The 17,832-nt window shown below is 49.5% G+C and carries 14 protein-coding genes and 2 pseudogenes; 12 read left to right on the top strand and 4 right to left on the bottom strand.

Going from position 1 to position 17,832, the window contains the following annotated elements; translation table 11 throughout:
- The first annotated feature begins 95 nt into the window (after nucleotides 1-95).
- The 5 genes and pseudogenes from EA26_RS03655 (at nucleotide 96) to phoU (ending at nucleotide 5,553) form a co-directional block, all read left to right on the top strand.
- Nucleotides 96-2,288: an ABC transporter permease subunit gene (locus EA26_RS03655; RefSeq protein ID WP_039424247.1), complete on the top strand. Its 2,193-nt coding sequence runs from the start codon at nucleotides 96-98 to the stop codon at nucleotides 2,286-2,288.
- 21 nt (nucleotides 2,289-2,309) lie between these two features.
- A pseudogene (locus EA26_RS22565) lies at nucleotides 2,310-2,757 on the top strand (phosphate ABC transporter permease PstA); the annotation flags it as partial.
- A 263-nt stretch (nucleotides 2,758-3,020) separates the two neighbouring features.
- Nucleotides 3,021-3,989, top strand: a pseudogene (gene pstA, locus EA26_RS03660) (phosphate ABC transporter permease PstA); the annotation flags it as partial.
- A 1-nt stretch (nucleotide 3,990) separates the two neighbouring features.
- Complete coding sequence (gene pstB, locus EA26_RS03665; protein ID WP_039424249.1) at nucleotides 3,991-4,809, top strand: phosphate ABC transporter ATP-binding protein PstB; 819 nt, start codon at nucleotides 3,991-3,993, stop codon at nucleotides 4,807-4,809.
- Nucleotides 4,810-4,854: 45 nt separating this feature from the next.
- Nucleotides 4,855-5,553, top strand: coding sequence for a phosphate signaling complex protein PhoU (gene phoU, locus EA26_RS03670; protein ID WP_039424252.1), 699 nt, complete (start codon nucleotides 4,855-4,857; stop codon nucleotides 5,551-5,553).
- Between the two features lie 5 nt (nucleotides 5,554-5,558).
- Here the strand turns inward: phoU and ppk2 are convergent, their stop codons facing one another.
- From ppk2 to EA26_RS03685, 3 genes are all read right to left on the bottom strand, one after another.
- The gene (ppk2, locus tag EA26_RS03675) at nucleotides 5,559-6,335 is read right to left on the bottom strand and encodes a polyphosphate kinase 2 (RefSeq protein WP_039424254.1); all 777 of its coding nucleotides are present in this window, start codon (nucleotides 6,333-6,335) and stop codon (nucleotides 5,559-5,561) included.
- Nucleotides 6,336-6,408: 73 nt separating this feature from the next.
- Complete coding sequence (locus EA26_RS03680; RefSeq protein ID WP_039428744.1) at nucleotides 6,409-7,152, bottom strand: copper homeostasis protein CutC; 744 nt, start codon at nucleotides 7,150-7,152, stop codon at nucleotides 6,409-6,411.
- A gap of 275 nt (nucleotides 7,153-7,427) precedes the next feature.
- A complete protein-coding gene (locus EA26_RS03685) occupies nucleotides 7,428-8,039 on the bottom strand; it encodes a peroxiredoxin C (RefSeq protein WP_039424257.1) in 612 nt (203 codons plus the stop codon).
- Nucleotides 8,040-8,236: 197 nt separating this feature from the next.
- Here EA26_RS03685 and EA26_RS03690 point away from each other — a divergent pair, with 197 nt between their 5' ends.
- The 3 genes from EA26_RS03690 to aceA all read left to right on the top strand — a co-directional run bounded on the left by EA26_RS03690 (nucleotide 8,237) and on the right by aceA (nucleotide 12,832).
- Nucleotides 8,237-9,142 carry a hydrogen peroxide-inducible genes activator gene (locus EA26_RS03690; protein ID WP_039424259.1) on the top strand — a complete coding sequence of 302 codons (906 nt, stop codon included), beginning with the start codon at nucleotides 8,237-8,239 and terminating at the stop codon, nucleotides 9,140-9,142.
- A gap of 605 nt (nucleotides 9,143-9,747) precedes the next feature.
- Nucleotides 9,748-11,385, top strand: coding sequence for a malate synthase A (aceB, locus tag EA26_RS03695; protein WP_039424261.1), 1,638 nt, complete (start codon nucleotides 9,748-9,750; stop codon nucleotides 11,383-11,385).
- Between the two features lie 136 nt (nucleotides 11,386-11,521).
- Complete coding sequence (aceA, locus tag EA26_RS03700) at nucleotides 11,522-12,832, top strand: isocitrate lyase (RefSeq protein WP_039424263.1); 1,311 nt, start codon at nucleotides 11,522-11,524, stop codon at nucleotides 12,830-12,832.
- Between the two features lie 76 nt (nucleotides 12,833-12,908).
- Here aceA and EA26_RS03705 read toward each other — a convergent pair whose 3' ends face one another.
- Nucleotides 12,909-13,364 (bottom strand): CBS domain-containing protein, encoded by a 456-nt coding sequence (locus EA26_RS03705; RefSeq protein WP_039424265.1) that lies wholly within the window; start codon nucleotides 13,362-13,364, stop codon nucleotides 12,909-12,911.
- 227 nt (nucleotides 13,365-13,591) lie between these two features.
- Here EA26_RS03705 and EA26_RS03710 point away from each other — a divergent pair, with 227 nt between their 5' ends.
- The 4 genes from EA26_RS03710 to yajC all read left to right on the top strand — a co-directional run bounded on the left by EA26_RS03710 (nucleotide 13,592) and on the right by yajC (nucleotide 17,815).
- Nucleotides 13,592-14,818 carry a S1 family peptidase gene (locus EA26_RS03710; protein ID WP_039428745.1) on the top strand — a complete coding sequence of 409 codons (1,227 nt, stop codon included), beginning with the start codon at nucleotides 13,592-13,594 and terminating at the stop codon, nucleotides 14,816-14,818.
- Nucleotides 14,819-15,017: 199 nt separating this feature from the next.
- Nucleotides 15,018-16,070, top strand: a complete 1,053-nt coding sequence (gene queA / locus EA26_RS03715) for a tRNA preQ1(34) S-adenosylmethionine ribosyltransferase-isomerase QueA (protein WP_039424267.1) — start codon at nucleotides 15,018-15,020, stop codon at nucleotides 16,068-16,070.
- A gap of 161 nt (nucleotides 16,071-16,231) precedes the next feature.
- Nucleotides 16,232-17,368 carry a tRNA guanosine(34) transglycosylase Tgt gene (gene tgt / locus EA26_RS03720; protein ID WP_039424268.1) on the top strand — a complete coding sequence of 379 codons (1,137 nt, stop codon included), beginning with the start codon at nucleotides 16,232-16,234 and terminating at the stop codon, nucleotides 17,366-17,368.
- A 117-nt stretch (nucleotides 17,369-17,485) separates the two neighbouring features.
- On the top strand, nucleotides 17,486-17,815 hold the full coding sequence (gene yajC, locus EA26_RS03725; RefSeq protein ID WP_039424269.1) for a preprotein translocase subunit YajC: 330 nt from the start codon (nucleotides 17,486-17,488) through the stop codon (nucleotides 17,813-17,815).
- Nucleotides 17,816-17,832: the final 17 nt, after the last annotated feature.

Consider the following 17,832-nt stretch of genomic DNA (forward strand, 5'->3'; position numbering starts at 1 on the left):
TAGTTGTATTCTTTTCATACGGTTAATGTGAACTGTAATATAATTGTCATCTTAACGAAATATTATGCTTTTACGTGTAAATAGGTAGAGAACAGATGGCCAGAGCCGGATTCACATTGCAGGAAAAAGATAGGTCGAGATTGCTCAAAGATCGACTGGCTCGTTTTGCTGTCACTTGTGGCGGTTTGGGCGTACTTGCTGCGTTAGTACTGATTTTTGTCTACCTAGCGATGGTGGTGTTTCCGCTCTTTTCCGACGCTAAATTAGAGCGTAATTATCAAACAATGCCAGTGACGCTCAATCAGCCAGTGGCTTTGGCGGTGGATGACTACGGTCAGCGCGCGATGAGCGTCAGTCAATCTGGTTTACTCTCTTTCTGGCAACTTGATCTGGGCATTCGTCTTAAAGAGATCCAGTTAACGGCCAATCCGCTGTTGTTCGCCCGTACTATTCCGGCGGTTGAGTGGTATGGATTTTTGGATGAAAGTGGTGAAGTGACGCTCTTCAAGCCCGAATTCAACAGCTCGTTGGCAAAAGAAGTTCAACAGCCAGATATCGAGTTTTACTCGCCAGAATTTAGCTTTCGTTTGGCTGAAAACGGCGAGTCTATTCGGCAATTTGCGTTCAGTGTGAACCCTGACTCACCCACCTTGGTTTGGCTTGATCGTGATGGCACTTTGTCGGCGCGCTGGTTGATGAAATCTGCGTTAACGAAGCGTCAAATCGATTTTCAGTTTGAAAGCCCGTTTCACGATATTGATCAACTGTTGCTGACGCCCGATGGCGCGACCTTGTATCTGCGCAGTGGCTCAGAGCTGATTATTGCCCGCAAGCGGCAAGAGGCTTTTCGCGTGCGAGAGGTAGTGGATTTAACCTTGGGGGACAAAAAGCATTCGGTCAGAAATATCGATCTTTTGGCGGGCGCATACTCCTTATTGGTCACGCACAATGATGGTCGTGTGTCGCAGTGGTTTGATACGCGTCGCGACAATCAGCGCCGCTTAACGCACATTCGTGACTTCAAATTGGCCTCACAGGTGCAGTATCTGCTGCCCGATACGCATCGTAAGGGCTTTTACAGTTTTTACACCAATGGCACTTTGCAAAGTCACTACACTACCAGTGAAAAGTTGGTGCTGTTTTCTCGCGCTTTCTCTCAAGCGCCGCAGCTTTCGGCCATGTCCAACAATGAGCATTACTTGCTCTCTTATTTTCCCGGCCAGTTAAATGTCACCAAAGTAGAGAATCCGTATCCGGAAGTGTCACTCTCTTCGCTGTGGCAACGAGTGTGGTATGAAGGCTACCCGGAGCCGCAGTTTGTCTGGCAATCGACTTCAGCCAGTGATGACTTTGAAGCCAAATTCAGTCTTATTCCTATCGCTTTTGGCACAATCAAAGCGGCGATGTTTGCCATGCTGTTTTCGGTGCCGATCGCGGTGCTCGGTGCCATATATACCGCTTATTTTATGGCGCCGAGAATGCGCCGGGTGGTGAAGCCGTCGATCGAATTGATGGAAGCGATGCCAACCGTGATTATTGGTTTTCTCGCTGGGCTTTGGTTCGCCCCTATCGTTGAAAATCATCTGATTTCGGTGATTTCGCTGATGATCTTTTTGCCGCTGAGCACCATCGTGATTGGGGCGCTGTGGCGTCTATTACCAGCTAACTGGCGACACCGTATCCCCAACGGTTGGCATGCGCTGATCTTGATGCCTACACTGCTGGTGATGCTGCCGATTGGCCTTTGGATTGCGCCAAGCATCGAACACATCTGGTTTGGCGGTGATATTCGTCTCTACCTGTCAGAACACGGCATTGGCTTTGATCAGCGTAACGCGCTGGTGGTGGGGTTGGCGATGGGCTTTGCGGTGATCCCGACCATTTTTACTATCGCTGAAGATGCGATTTTCTCGGTGCCAAAGCATCTGTCGGATGGCTCATTGGCACTTGGTGCAACACCTTGGCAAACCTTAACGCGTGTGGTGTTGCTCACTGCCAGCCCAGGGATTTTTTCTGCCATTATGATGGGGCTTGGCCGCGCGGTGGGAGAAACCATGATCGTCCTGATGGCGACAGGCAACACGCCTATGATGGACTGGAACATTCTCGAAGGGATGCGAACCCTCTCTGCCACTATTGCGGTGGAACTTCCTGAGTCTGAAGTGGGCAGTTCTCATTTCCGTCTGCTGTTTTTATCCGCGCTCCTGCTGTTTGTCTTTACCTTCGCAGTCAACTCTGTGGCGGAATGGGTGCGTCAACGATTAAGAGAAAAATACCGTGCACTTTAACCACCGAACGACGAAAGGAGAATGTGGGTGCTGAATTGGTTTCGCTCTGGCGCACCGTGGATCTGGCTAACGGGTGGCGCGGTCAGTATCAGTTTGTTGGCTGTACTTGGGCTGCTCACTTTGATTGGCTGGAAAGGGCTTAACTACTTCTGGCCCGCTCCAGTGTATCAATGGACATTGCTCGAGGCGCCCGTCGCTCATCAAACCTTGCCGCTCAAAGTCGGTGAGCGGATTGTAGGGCAGTTGTATCAAAAAGAGCAGGTACCTACCGCCCAACTACCTGAGCCATGGCAAACCTTGGCGGCAGGAGAGGATCAGCTCACGCGTTTAAACATTAAAGTGGCCAATCGTGAGCGCTACCCGTCGGAGTTTCTCTCGCTACTGCAAGTACAACTGAGTGAGGCGCAGACTCCGAGTGATATCGCGGTGATAGAACGTCGCCGCGGCGGGTATTTTTTTGGCCGTATCCTCGCGTTTGTTGACGAAGAGGTGCAAACCACTCAGAAAGTGTTGCCGCTACTGGATGAGAAGATCGCCTATGCGCAGCGACTGCGTGAAGAGATCACTCTGATTGTTGAGCACAACATTAAACCACTCAGTTGGCGCTTAGAGCAATTGCGCCTTGAAAAGCGTAAACGCGAATTGAACAAAACGGTAACGCCAGATTACTTGGCGAACTATCTCACCCAGAAAGCGCAGTTTGAGTTGCAGCTCTCCAATTATGATCAGCAGTTGGACAGCCTGCGTTTGCAGTTAACCGGCTATTCTTTGCTCGTGGAGGATATGACAGGCGAACAAGTGCCGATCGCGCTGAGTGATATTCTTGACTATTGGTTGCCAAACCAAATGAATTTTGCGCAGAAAATGGGGCATTGGGCGCAGCAACTTTGGAAGTTCTTGTCTGATGATCCCCGTGAGTCTAATTCTGAAGGCGGAGTTTTTCCTGCGATTTTTGGTACGGTTTTTCTGGTTTTGATCATGTCAATCATCGTGATGCCGCTTGGTGTGATTGCCGCCATTTATCTGCATGAGTACGCGAAAAACAATGCCTTTACTCGCATTATTCGTATCGCAGTGATTAACTTAGCGGGTGTGCCGTCGATTGTTTATGGGGTGTTTGGGCTGGGCTTTTTTGTCTACACCATTGGCGGCTCTATCGACGAACTGTTCTACGCTGAACGTTTGCCAGCGCCAACGTTTGGTACACCAGGGTTACTTTGGTCGGCGCTCACTTTAGCCGTACTGACTCTGCCCGTAGTGATTGTGACCACGGAAGAGGGGTTGACGCGCATTCCTAACTCGGTGCGACACGGCTCTTTGGCGCTGGGGGCAACGCAATATGAAACCTTGTGGCGAGTGGTGATGCCTATGGCGACTCCCGCGATCATCACGGGTTTGATTCTGGCTATTGCCAGAGCGGCAGGGGAAGTGGCGCCCTTGATGCTGGTGGGCGTGGTGAAGCTGGCGTCGAGTTTACCTGTGGATGGCCAGTTTCCCTATGTCCATCTCGATCGCAAGTTCATGCATCTGGGTTTTCACATCTACGATGTCGGCTTTCAAACGTCCAATATCGAAGCGGCGCGGCCGTTGGTATACGCTACCTCTTTTCTGCTGGTAACGGTGATCGTCGGGCTCAATTTAACCGCCATTAGCATTCGCAATAACTTACGAGAAAAATACCGTACTTTGGGGCAAGACTGAGATGTTTTCAATTAACGAGACCTTGGGGTATCAAGCTCCATTGGATGTAAGCCGCTTGAGCGATGAGCAAACTGCCATCTGCATCGAGGATTTAAATCTCTATTATGGGCAAACTCAGGCGCTGCATGGCATATCGATGCGCATTCCCAAAGGACGGGTGACGGCTTTTATCGGTCCGTCGGGTTGTGGAAAATCGACCCTGTTGCGCTGTATTAACCGCATGAATGATTTGGTCGAAGGGTGCCGTGTGACCGGGCAAGTCAAACTGCACGGCAAGAATGTTTACGATATGGGCGTTGATGTGGCCACGCTACGTCGCCGAGTGGGCATGGTGTTTCAAAGGCCGAACCCATTTCCGAAGTCGATTTATGAAAACGTCGTGTATGGTTTGCGTTTACAAGGGATAAAAAATAGCCGAGCGCTAGACGATGCTGCAGAGCGAGCTTTGCGCTCGGCGGCGTTGTGGGATGAAGTGAAAGATCGTCTGCACGAAAACGCATTCGGTTTATCGGGGGGGCAGCAGCAACGATTGGTGATTGCGCGTGCCATCGCCATTGAGCCAGAAGTGCTATTGTTAGATGAACCCACCTCCGCTTTGGATCCGATCTCTACTTTAACCATTGAGGAGCTTATCAATGAGCTTAAGACTCAATATACTGTGGTGATTGTCACCCATAACATGCAGCAAGCGGCGCGAGTGAGCGATTACACCGCTTTCATTCATATGGGAAAACTGATTGAATATTCGGATGCCGATACTATTTTTACCTCTCCGGTGAAAAAGCAAACCGAGGATTACATTACCGGCCGTTACGGTTAATCGTAACAATGCGCGGATCACCACCACAATCGAAAAAGGAACACTATGCATTTTGGTCGTCATATCTCTGGTCAGTTTAATGTCGAGTTAGAATCGATTCGTACTCATGTGTTGACTATGGGAGGGCTGGTAGAACAACAGCTTTCGTTTGCGATGCAGGCATTACATAACGACGATGTGGAACTGGCGAAGCGGGTGGTGCGCGACGACCATAAAGTCAATGCGATGGAAGTATCGATAGACGACGCTTGTACGCGCATTATTGCCAAGCGGCAACCGACAGCAAAAGATCTGCGCTTGATCATGGCGATCATCAAGACGATTACCGATTTAGAGCGCATCGGTGATGTGGCGACCAAAATGGCCTACGTGGCAATTGAGAGCCCGTCATCTAAAGAGAGTCAGTTTCATGTGTCGTTGGAGCCGCTCGCTCGTCAGGCGATTGGCATGTTGCATCAAGTGCTTGATGCCTTTGCGCGCATGGATGTCGATGCGGCGGCAAAAGTCCATAAAATGGACGATAAACTGGATGCGGAATACGAAGCGGTGATCCGCCAGTTGATGACCTACATGATGGAGAATCCGAAAAACATCCCCAATATATTGCAAGTGATGTGGTCGGCGCGCGCGATAGAGCGAGTGGGGGATCGTTGTCAGAACATCTGCGAATACATCATTTACTTTGTGAAAGGCAAAGATGTACGCCATTTGGGCGATCAGGGCATCAACGACGCCCTGAAATAGCCAGTTTAATATTTCTGCGGCACCAAGGTCTGCTCTTCAACAGGGGAACGGACGTAGCCTTCTTTATTGATTTCTGGCAGCTCAATCGGTAGATGTTGCAGCTCCTGATAATCCACTTGGCTAAGCAGATGGTGAATGCAGTTGAGTCTCGCTTTGCGTTTATCGTCCGACGGCACCACCCACCAAGGGCTGTGTTTGGTGTCGGTATAGGCAAACATCTTGTCTTTGGCTTGGGAGTATTCGGCCCAACGATTGCGCGATTCCAGATCCATTGGGCTAAATTTCCAGCGTTTGATAGGGGTATTTATCCGCTCCAGAAAACGCTTCTCTTGCTCTTCATCGGAAACCGAGAACCAATATTTGAGCAAAATGATCCCGGACCGTTGCAGCATGCGTTCAAACTCAGGGCAGGCGCGTAGAAATTCTTCATATTCATCTTGTGAGCAGAAGCCCATCACTTTTTCCACCCCGGCACGGTTGTACCAACTGCGATCAAACAGTACGATTTCGCCTGCGGACGGGAGATGTGCGACGTAACGCTGAAAATACCACTGAGTTTTCTCTTTTTCCGTTGGGGCAGGCAAAGCCGCAACTCGACAGACGCGGGGGTTGAGTTTTTCGGTAATGCGTTTGATCACACCACCTTTGCCCGCTGCGTCGCGGCCTTCGAAGATCACCACCACCTTCAAGCCTTTGTATTTGACCCACTCTTGCAGCTTAACCAGTTCAATCTGTAGCTGCTCTAGTTCACACTCGTAGAGCTTGCGCTTCAATTTGCCCATCGAAAGTCCCTCCTTGGATAGTGGCAAGTGGTCATCTTAACATTGAGCCTTGGCAAAAAAAGAGCGGATTCAGTTATTTGAGAGCTGAAACTGTCTTAGCAATTGCCTCAATGTCGGTCAGTGGGATCATAAAATCATCAACATCGGCTGCGCCCATTTTGCTTTGCTCAGCGATGAAGTGCATTTTGCTCGCGCGTACGCCTTTACCAGAGAGATGCACTTCCGTGACGTGGCTTTTTGCTACTAACTCTTTGACATTACTGGCGTTCACCCCAGCACCCGCCATGATGGCAATACGCCCTGCGGCTTGCTCAACCAACGAAGCCAGTAGCGCTGCGCCTTGCGGTGCTGAAGGCGCAAGGCCAGAGGTGAGAATGCGCTCGCAGCCAAGCGTGATAATTTCTTCCAGCGCTTGTTTGGGCTCGCTGCATTGGTCAAACGCACGATGAAAGGTGACGCCGAGGTCTAAAGCCGTGGCATGCTGGCACAAACGCTGAGTGCGTTTGCGATCAATTGAGCCGTCTGGGTTGAGCAGACCCAGCACAACGCCTTGCAGCCCAGCGCGTTGTGCCATCTCGATATCCCACATCATGATCTCCACTTCCTCTTCAGTATAGAAAAAGTCCCCTTGGCGTGGGCGAATCATGGCGTAGACCGGAATCGGCGAGTGCGCCGCGGCTTGGCGCATAAAACCAAAGCTGGGGGTAAGGCCACCTAGTGCAAGCGATGAACAGAGCTCTATCCGCGTTGCGCCACCTGCAATCGCTTGGTGGAGGGATTCAATGTTGTCGATACATACTTCAATGTGGTAATTCACCATGGGATGCTCTTGTGCCGGTAACAGGAAAAATGCGCTTTATGATAACAGCTGAGCGTGGTGTGACGTGGAGAGAATAGGGGTAAAAATGCGCGCGAAGCTTGCCCTTTTTGGCTTGTAAACAGATAAGCAAAAGCCCGATGACTGGCATCGGGCTTGAATAGGACTTTACTTTTAACTGATTGGCGTTGGCGATTTATCGCACTGTAATGTTTTATTTCTCTGTGAGAATCATCCAACCATTCACCCGTTGAGCGCGGGCGTTAAAAGGTCAATTATTTCTTAGCTAGGTCAGATGCGTGTTCCGCTAGGAAGCTTGCAACGCCTTTTGGTGAAGCGTCCATACCTGCTTTACCTTCTTCCCACTGAGCAGGACATACTTCGCCGTGCTTCTGGTGGAAGTTCAGTGCGTCAACCATGCGTAGCATTTCGTCGATGTTACGGCCTAGAGGTAGGTCGTTAACTACTTGGTGACGTACTAGACCGTCTTCGTCGATAAGGAAAGAACCACGGAAAGCAACGCCTGCTTCTGGGTGCTCTACGTCGTACGCTTTACAGATTTCGTGCTTAACGTCTGCAACCAGTGGGTATTTAACTTGACCGATACCGCCGTTCTCAACAGCAGTGTTACGCCATGCGTTGTGAGAGAACTGAGAGTCGATAGATACACCGATAACTTCAACGCCTTTCGCTTTGAAATCTTCGTAACGGTTGTCGAACGCGATCAACTCTGATGGGCAAACGAAAGTGAAATCTAGTGGGTAGAAGAAAACAACTGCCTTCTTACCTTTAGTGAATTCAGCAAAGTTGAAGCTATCAACGATTTCACCGTTACCTAGCACAGCTGCAGCAGTAAAATCTGGGGCTTGACGACCTACTAGTACCATTTTTTGCTCCTAAAAATATAGTTAGTTCCTGACCAAGAGTGCTCTCTTTAGTCTGGTCCGTGTTTTTGCGAGACAAACTATAGTACAGATTGTAGTATTGAAAAAAGCGAAATAAATAGATTAGGTTCATCGAAAAAAGCGATAGATCGATTTCCTCCGAGTCAATCAAACAAACGACGGTAAATAATAATAATTCTATGAATAAGTGGCCCAGTCTTAAGCAGTTACACTATCTCATCACCTTGTACGAAACTCGCCATTTTAGCGATGCGGCTGAGCGGTGTTTTGTCAGTCAATCGACTTTAAGTAAGGGGATACAAAATCTCGAAGAGCTGATTGGTTGTCCGTTGTACGAGAAAAAAGACAAAAAGAGCCCGCTGGTGTTTACTCAGGCTGGCGAGCTGGTGGTGCTGCATGGGCGTGAGTTGTTAGCCAAAGGGCAGGATTTGGTGGAGCTTGGCAACTTGTGTCAAGGAGACGGCATGCAAGGGCAACTTAAAGTGGGTTGCATTCCGACCATCGCCCCTTTCTTGCTTGGTGACCTCGTTCAAGAAGTGAACCAACGTTTTCCTCAGCTCAACCTGCTGTTGCGTGAAGATACCACGACCAATCTGTTAACGGCCTTACGTCATGGTGAGTTGGACGTGTTGATCTTGGCGCTGCCTGTCGATATTGAGGGGATGGAGAACCGAGTGGTTGGCCAAGATCCGTTTAAGATGGTGATCAGCCGTCATCAAGCAGACAAAATCAAAGTGCCGATTAGTTATTGTGATTTGCCGGATGAGTCGGTATTTCTTTTGGAGCGCGAGCACTGCCTGACCGAGCATGCGGTCTCCGCTTGCAAACTCACGGATAAAGAGAAAATCAATCCATTCAGTGCCACCAGCTTGCATACACTAGTGCAGATGGTGGCAAATGGGTTGGGCACGACCTTCATTCCTCAAATGGCGATCGATCATGGCCTGCTAGACAACCAAAATCTAGTCGTGGTGGAGCCGCCTGGCCAACTCGCTTACCGTGATATTGGTCTGGTTTGGCGACCCGGTTCAGCACGGACGCAAATTTTCAATCAATTGGCGGATGTGGTTTCAGAGCTACTGTAGCAAATAGTATTAGCTCTATTTTTCATTATTGTTATCAAAGGCACGCTATAAAAAGCGTGCCTTTTAGCATTTTATGCTGCTGGTGCAGTTTGACTTGTAAAATTTTACAGCAATGCCTTGGTGAAGCTTTCATAAAATTGTAAAACTTCACAATGTTAATTTTACACATTCGCGCTCATGCTCTGTTTAAAATATCCCCAGCTTATGATTCACAGCGCAAGCAAATAAAGGCCTTTCCTCCCTACGTATTTATTCATACACCTGTTTGAAACCCGATCTGCGCGCCCAATTTAATGTAATTAAATTACGTAATAAATTACATTTTAAAGGCAAAAATCAAGCACTTGTTTCAAACGGAATAAAACTTCGAATTTAACGCTTTGTTTACTTTTGAACTTTTACTCTAACGCATGTTGGTGTAAGTTAATTAAAGGCTTGTAAGACTTATGTCTAGATTGATATTGCAAAGCATCTCAGAGATGTTAAAGACATAAAGCCGAATCGTTAGGTGAAAAATCATGAAAAGCGAGGATGTTTTTTGTGGTTTTAAAGTTACAAATGTCGCTTTGCCTTTCACAAGCAAATTAATTTAAGGAAGAAGAAACATGCTTGCTCAAACTCCCGAGAAACAAAACGCACCCACTGAACAGCAACAGACCCAAGGCATGCTTGAGGTGACTGGCAAGCTATCGCCAGAGCATCAAGCAATTTTCCCTGTTGAAGCCCAAACCTTTTTATCTCAGTTGTGTGCTAGGTTTGCCTCTCAAGTCGATGAACTGCTTACTGCCCGTGAAGAGAGACAGGAACGTATCGACCAAGGCGAACTGCCCGATTTTCTGCCGCAAACGCAGGATATCCGTGAAGGGAGTTGGAAGATCCTTGGTATTCCTCACGATCTGCAAGATCGTCGAGTGGAGATTACCGGCCCAACCGATCGCAAAATGGTGATCAACGCCCTCAATGCCAACGTCAAAGTGTTCATGGTTGACTTCGAAGATTCCATGTCGCCGGCTTGGGAGAAAGTGTTAGATGGTCAAATCAACTTGCGCGATGCGGTCAACGGCACCATCTCGTACACCAATCCAGACAATGGCAAGCACTACCAACTGGTGGAAAATCCAGCGGTGCTCATCTGCCGTGTGCGCGGACTGCATCTAAAAGAGAAGCATGTCACGTGGCAGGGAGAGAGCATTCCTGGAGCATTGTTTGATTTCGCGCTCTACTTCTATAACAACTACAAAGCGTTACTAAAAAAAGGCAGCGGCCCTTATTTCTACCTGCCTAAACTGCAGTCTCACCATGAAGCGAAGTGGTGGAGTGAGGTATTCCATTTCACCGAAGATTATTTCGGTCTAGACACAGGTACGATTAAAGCGACAGTGCTGATCGAAACGCTTCCAGCGGTGTTTGAAATGGATGAAATTCTCTTTTCTCTCAAAGAGCACATCGTCGGTCTGAACTGTGGCCGCTGGGACTATATTTTCAGCTACATCAAGACCTTGAAAAAACATCCAGATCGCGTTCTGCCAGATCGCCAAGTCGTAACGATGGATAAGCCTTTCCTCAACGCTTACTCGCGTTTGCTTATCCGTACTTGCCACAAACGTGGTGCCTTTGCGATGGGAGGAATGGCGGCGTTTATTCCCGCTAAAGATCCGGTGGAAAACCAGCGCGTTTTAGACAAAATCCTCAAGGATAAAATGCTGGAAGCCAACAATGGCCACGACGGCACTTGGGTTGCTCACCCAGGTTTGGCGGATACCGCAATGGCCGTGTTTAATCAAGTGTTTGGCGAGCGTAGCAACCAACTGGATGTTAGCCGCGAGCAAGATGCGCCGATCAGTGCCGAAGAACTTCTTGCGCCGTGCGACGGAGAGAGAACAGAGCATGGCATGCGTCACAACATTCGAGTCGCGCTGCAATACATCGAAGCGTGGATTTCCGGTAACGGCTGTGTACCGATTTACGGCTTGATGGAAGATGCCGCGACGGCCGAAATTTCGCGCGCCTCTATCTGGCAATGGATTCAACATCAAAAAACCTTAGATAACGGTTTGACGGTTACTAAAGCGCTGTTTGAACAATATCTCAAAGAAGAAATTGAGGTCGTGAAACAGGAAATAGGTGACGCGCGTTATCAAGCCGGACGCTTTTTTGAAGCTGCTGAGCTAATGGCAAGGTTAACCACCAGCGATGAACTGAGTAATTTCTTAACGGTTCCAGGTTACGACTATCTGGACTGAGTGAAAAACTGATAACTGAACACCGACAACTTACTACCAATAACGTGAACAACTTGAAGGCAGATAAGGAAGTACTGCCGGAGAAATGGAAACTCAAAAGCGCCGTGAAGCGCCAATAATAAAGAGGGATAGACCAATGACATTAACTCGCCGCCAACAAATCGAAGCTCTAGAAAAAGACTGGGCAACCAATCCTCGCTGGAAGCACGTCAAGCGTCCATACACCGCTGAAGAAGTGGTGGATCTGCGTGGTTCTATTGTTCCTGCCAACACGCTGGCCCAACGTGGCGCAGATAAGTTGTGGTCGCTGGTCAACGGGAGCGCCAAAAAAGGTTATGTAAACTGTTTGGGTGCACTGACGGGTGGTCAGGCGGTTCAACAAGCGAAAGCGGGCATTGAAGCCATCTATCTGTCTGGTTGGCAGGTTGCTGCGGACAACAACACCGCATCTACCATGTACCCAGATCAGTCACTCTACCCAGTCGACTCGGTACCGTCAGTGGTGAAGCGCATTAACAACTCGTTCCGTCGTGCAGACCAAATCCAGTGGGCGAATGGTAAATCACCGGAAGAGGGTGGCATTGACTACTTCCTACCGATTGTGGCTGACGCTGAAGCGGGCTTTGGCGGCGTATTGAACGCTTACGAGCTGATGAAATCGATGATTGAAGCGGGCGCAGCAGGCGTGCATTTTGAAGATCAGCTTGCATCGGTGAAAAAATGTGGCCACATGGGCGGCAAAGTATTAGTACCAACGCAAGAAGCGGTGCAAAAACTGGTGGCCGCTCGATTGGCCGCTGACGTTGCGGGCACGACGACGCTGGTTATTGCTCGTACCGACGCCAACGCAGCCGATCTACTGACGTCAGATTGTGACCCTTATGATGCCGATTTCATCGTTGGTGAGCGTACTCAAGAAGGCTTCTACCGCGTACGTGCCGGTATTGATCAGGCAATTTCTCGTGGTCTTGCTTACGCGCCTTACGCTGACCTTATCTGGTGTGAAACAGCCACCCCATGCCTAGAAGAAGCGCGTAAGTTTGCAGAGGCTATTCATGCGCAATACCCAGAGCAACTGCTGGCGTACAACTGCTCGCCATCATTTAACTGGGAGAAAAACTTGGATGCCGAAACCATCGCCAAGTTCCAGCAAGAGCTCTCTGATATGGGCTACAAATACCAGTTCATCACTTTGGCGGGCATTCACAATATGTGGTTCAACATGTTTGAACTGGCACACGCTTACGCGCAGGGCGAAGGGATGCGTCACTATGTTGAGAAAGTGCAGCGTCCTGAGTTTCAAGCGGCGGAGAAAGGTTACACCTTCGTTGCGCACCAACAAGAAGTGGGGACTGGCTACTTCGACCGTATGACCAACACCATTCAGGGCGGCAACTCTTCTGTTACGGCGCTCACGGGCTCAACCGAAGAAGATCAGTTCCACTGATATTAGCGCAAAGTGCTTAGAGCGGCTTCGGCCGCTCTTTTGCTCTTCAACGCTAGCAATACATTTCGCAGCGATCCTAAAGATCGTCTTCCACTTCCAGCTCGTCAGGTTCCACTTCTTCTTGCAGTTCCAGTAAGTTAATCGCGATGGTGACAAAATCCGAGTCGGTAATAATGCCCACCAATTGGCCTCTATCGACCACAGGTAAACAGCCAACTTTGTGTTTTTGCATGCACAAGGCGCTCTCTTTAAGCCCGGCTTTTGGCTCTGCGGTCATAATGCTGCTGTGCATCATTTCATAAAGCGGCGTATCGTCGGTGTAGGATTGATCGGCTGGCGCGTTGTGTAAGCTGGATTCTTGCGCCGCGAGAATATCGCGTTGGGTCACGATTCCCAGCAAGCGTTTGTTCGCGTCAACAATCGGGATGTGTCTGATGTCGAGTGCGGCCATCATATTGCGCGCATCTGCTAGGGTATGCGAACGCAACAAGGTATGAGGGTTGCGAGTCATCATATCTTCTACTTTGATCATGGTGTCCTCCAGTCGTTCCGTTCTTCCTTTTTACTATAGAAACAAATGGCATAAATATCTGGGAGCCAACGCGTTTTTCCACAACAAATTTGTTGCGAGTCAGTTGGCATTTTATGCGCAATCCCAGCACTGGCAACGGCGCAAGAGAGGATATTCCTCGCACATTTTTCGGCCGGGGATTTCCCTGTCGAAGAGTCTGGCTGAATATGAGCGCAGTTGAGCTATCAGTGGTCTTTATCATGTGGAAAAAAACGCTTCTTTTGGTGGGCGCTTGGACGGTCTGTGCCAGCGCCCAAGCCATCATTCTCGGGGAAAACGATCCAGACGCCAGTTTTCGAGTGACGATTCGCTCAAGCAACATGGCCGAATTTCCGGTCTGCGGTGGCACTATGGTATCAGAGCGCTGGGTATTGACGGCAGCGCATTGTGTGGTCATGGGCGAAGGCACCGATCTCGCCAGCTATTTTGTCACCAAACCTCATCAGATCTCGGTCACGGCACGCACGGCGGATCTTAATCAGTCGCAGATAGAGAACTACTTTCATGTCTCTCACGTCGTGGTTCATCCAAGCTATACACGCTTGAGCGAATACAAAAAGGGCAGTGACGGTCAGATGACCTTGGTGAGCACCAGCCTGGATAGTGATGTCGCGTTGCTGTATCTCGATCGGCCCGTGACGGGGGGCGCGTTATCTTCATTGCCGACAATGGAAGAGATGCGCCAAATTGAAACCCGACTCAACAGTCAGTGGGATGATGAATTTGCCACCAACCTGCGACCCAAAAATGTCACCGCATCGGGATGGGGTGCAACCGTTGCCAACGCATCCACTCCTTCGCCTACACTGCAGAAAACGCAGTTAACCTACTTGCCAATCACGAACTGCTATCAGCGCTTAGAACTGGGTAACGACTTGCCGGGAATCATTGAAGCGCCAACCAATGTGAGCAAAATCTGCACTATGGCCAATGAAGTATTGCCTTGGAACCCTGATGAGAGAACGCAATACGGCAATAATGTGTGTAAAGGCGATAGTGGTGGCCCTTTGCTGGATGATGTCACTGGCAAACAGATTGGTATCGTCAGCGGAATTCCACTGTTAACGCCAACTTGCGCGGCGGTGACGTTGCCAAGTTTTTATACCAAAGTAAGTACCTACTACGATTGGATAGTCGGCTACGTCAATGCCGAGAATCCGCCAGCTTCACCGATCCTGCCGCCCGATTTTATCCGCAACTATGCCGCCGACAATGGCGGTGATGTGGGCAGTGATACGGGCAGTGATGCTGGCAGTGACAGTGGAGAAGGGAATGATAATGCGTCCGGCGATTGTCACGGTGGCATCTCCACCAACAGCTGTCAATTTACCGGTAAAGCCCAAGGCGCTGGAAGCGTCCACTATCTGTGGGTGTTGAGTCTTTTTGCTGCGCGGATTTTCAGAACAAAACGCTAACCTATCATCGACTCAGCGGCCCAGTTTCGCTCGCTGAGTCGATGTTTGCCTCGCGGCTTAAGTTTGGCGAGGCTTGTTACACTCTCGCCGAGAACTTTGCTTGCTATTGAACCTTGTCGCTCTATACTACCCCACTGCGAAAAATTCACTCGCATTATAATGACGTTAAACCTCAGAAGAATTTACCAAGAGCAGTAGCATGCAAGTTTCAGATTTTCACTTCGACTTACTTGACGAACTGATCGCCCGTTATCCTCAACCAGAGCGCACGGCCAGTCGTTTACTTCAGCTAAATGGCAACACTGGCGAGGTAAAAGATGGCACCTTTAAAGATGTGTTGGACTTAGTTCAGCCGGGGGATTTAGTGGTGTTTAACAATACCCGAGTGATCCCGGCGCGGATGTTTGGCCGTAAAGCCTCGGGCGGTAAACTGGAAGTGCTGGTGGAGCGGATGCTCGATGACAAGCGTCTGCTGGCGCATGTTCGCTGTTCTAAATCGCCCAAACCGGGCAGCACCGTCATTCTGGGTGAAAACAACCAGTACAGTGCGGAGATGGTCGCGCGTCATGGAGCCTTGTTTGAGCTCAAGCTCAACGGCGATAAAACGCTATTAGAGGTGCTGGAAGAGATTGGCCACATGCCCCTTCCTCCGTACATCGACCGCCCAGACGAAGATGCGGATAAAGAGCGCTATCAAACCGTTTACAACCAGAAACCCGGAGCGGTTGCCGCGCCAACGGCTGGATTGCATTTTGACGCGCAATTGCTGGAACAAATGCAAGCCAAAGGTGTCGAACTGGCTTACGTGACTTTGCATGTTGGGGCGGGGACTTTCCAGCCAGTGAAGGTCGACAATATTCACGACCATCACATGCACGCCGAGTACGCGGAAGTGCCGCAAGAGGTGGTGGATGCCATTGCGGCGACCAAAGCACGTGGTGGACGCATTATCGCGGTCGGTACCACGTCGGTACGCTCCTTGGAAAGTGCCGCGCAAGATGCGCTGAAAAAAGGCACTGAGCTCGCGCCATTTTTTGCCGATACCGAGATCTTCATCTACCCAGGTTATCAATACCAGTTGGTCGATTGTTTGATCACCAATTTCCACTTGCCAGAATCGACGCTCATCATGTTAGTGAGTGCGTTCGCGGGTTATGAACATACCATGCGCGCTTATCAGCACGCGGTGGACAGCCAATATCGCTTCTTCTCTTATGGTGATGCGATGTTTATTGAAAAGAAGACTTGCTAAGCGCGGCAGACTCGCCGCGTGAACCAATTACGAGTGCTAGCAGAAAGCTAGAGGGGCTACCGCCATGGTAACCGCTTCGCAAGGAGACAGCGACCGCTCTCGTGGGACGTACATCGTCCGTGACTAAACCGTCAGACTGTTTCTCTGACGTTGGAGGCTTCGTGAAATTAAAGTTCGATCTTAAAAAGAAAAATGGCAACGCCCGTCGTGGTCAACTGACCTTTGAACGCGGGACCGTGCAAACGCCGGCGTTCATGCCTGTGGGTACTTACGGCACCGTTAAAGGGATGACACCAGAAGAAGTGAAAGACACAGGCGCTGAAATTCTCCTCGGTAATACTTTTCACCTGTGGCTACGCCCGGGCCAAGAAGTGATGAAAATGCACGGCGACTTGCACGATTTCATGAACTGGCAAGGCCCGATTCTGACCGACTCGGGCGGTTTCCAAGTGTTCAGCTTGGGCGACATTCGTAAAATCACCGAAGAGGGCGTGCATTTCCGTAACCCGGTGAACGGCGACAAGATTTTCATGGATGCGGAAAAATCGATGGAAATCCAAAAAGATCTTGGCTCTGACATCGTGATGATTTTCGACGAATGTACTCCGTATCCAGCGACGCATGCGGAAGCAAAAAAGTCGATGGAAATGTCACTACGCTGGGCTCAGCGTTCGCGCGATCACTTCGATAAGCTCGAAAACCCTAATAACCTGTTTGGCATTGTGCAAGGTGGTGTTTACGAAGACCTGCGTGATGTTTCGGTCAAAGGGCTGACGGAAATAGGCTTTGATGGCTACGCAGTCGGCGGTCTTGCGGTGGGTGAACCTAAAGAGGACATGCATCGCGTGCTTGAACATACGTGCCCGCAATTACCGGAAGATAAGCCGCGCTACCTGATGGGCGTGGGTAAGCCGGAAGACTTGGTGGAAGGCGTTCGCCGCGGGATCGACATGTTTGACTGCGTGATGCCAACGAGAAATGCGCGTAACGGGCACCTGTTTGTTACTGGTGGTGTGATCAAGATCCGTAATGCGACACATAAAACCGATACAAGCGCTCTCGATCCACATTGTGACTGTTACACTTGCAAAAATTACTCAAAGTCGTATCTGCACCATTTGGACCGTTGTAACGAAATCCTCGGTGCTCGCTTGAACACTATCCATAACCTGCGTTACTACCAACGTTTGATGGAAAGCATTCGTAAGGCGATTGATGAAGATCGCTTCGAGCAGTTTGTGGAAGAGTTTTACGCAAGGCGCAATCGCGAAGTGCCGCCACTTGGTAAGCAGGCTTAATTTCGTAAAAGTAAAAAAATGTTGCGCCATCTTGTTTTTGTGAGCGACTTCGCTTGAAAATGAGGTGGCGTTACCCAATTTGTTGGATTATCAATAAAAATTAATGAGGATGTTTTAATGTTTATCTCTCAAGCTCACGCTGCGGCAGAAGGTGCACCACAAGGTGGTGGTTTCGAAATGCTGATCATGCTCGGCATGTTTGCCGTTATCTTTTACTTCATGATTTACCGCCCTCAAGCGAAACGTGTTAAAGAACACAAAAGCTTAATGGCGGCGATGGGTAAAGGCGACGAAGTGCTGACTAGTGGTGGTCTAGTGGGGAAAATCACTAAGATCGCAGAAGACAACGATTACATTTCAATCGAGTTGAACACCAACAACGAAGTCGTGATCAAAAAGGACTTCGTTACCGCTGTGCTACCAAAAGGTACGCTTAAATCTCTATAAAACAGCTAGAGGATCCT

This window comes from Vibrio navarrensis (genome assembly GCF_000764325.1).
GTDB lineage: Bacteria > Pseudomonadota > Gammaproteobacteria > Enterobacterales > Vibrionaceae > Vibrio > Vibrio navarrensis.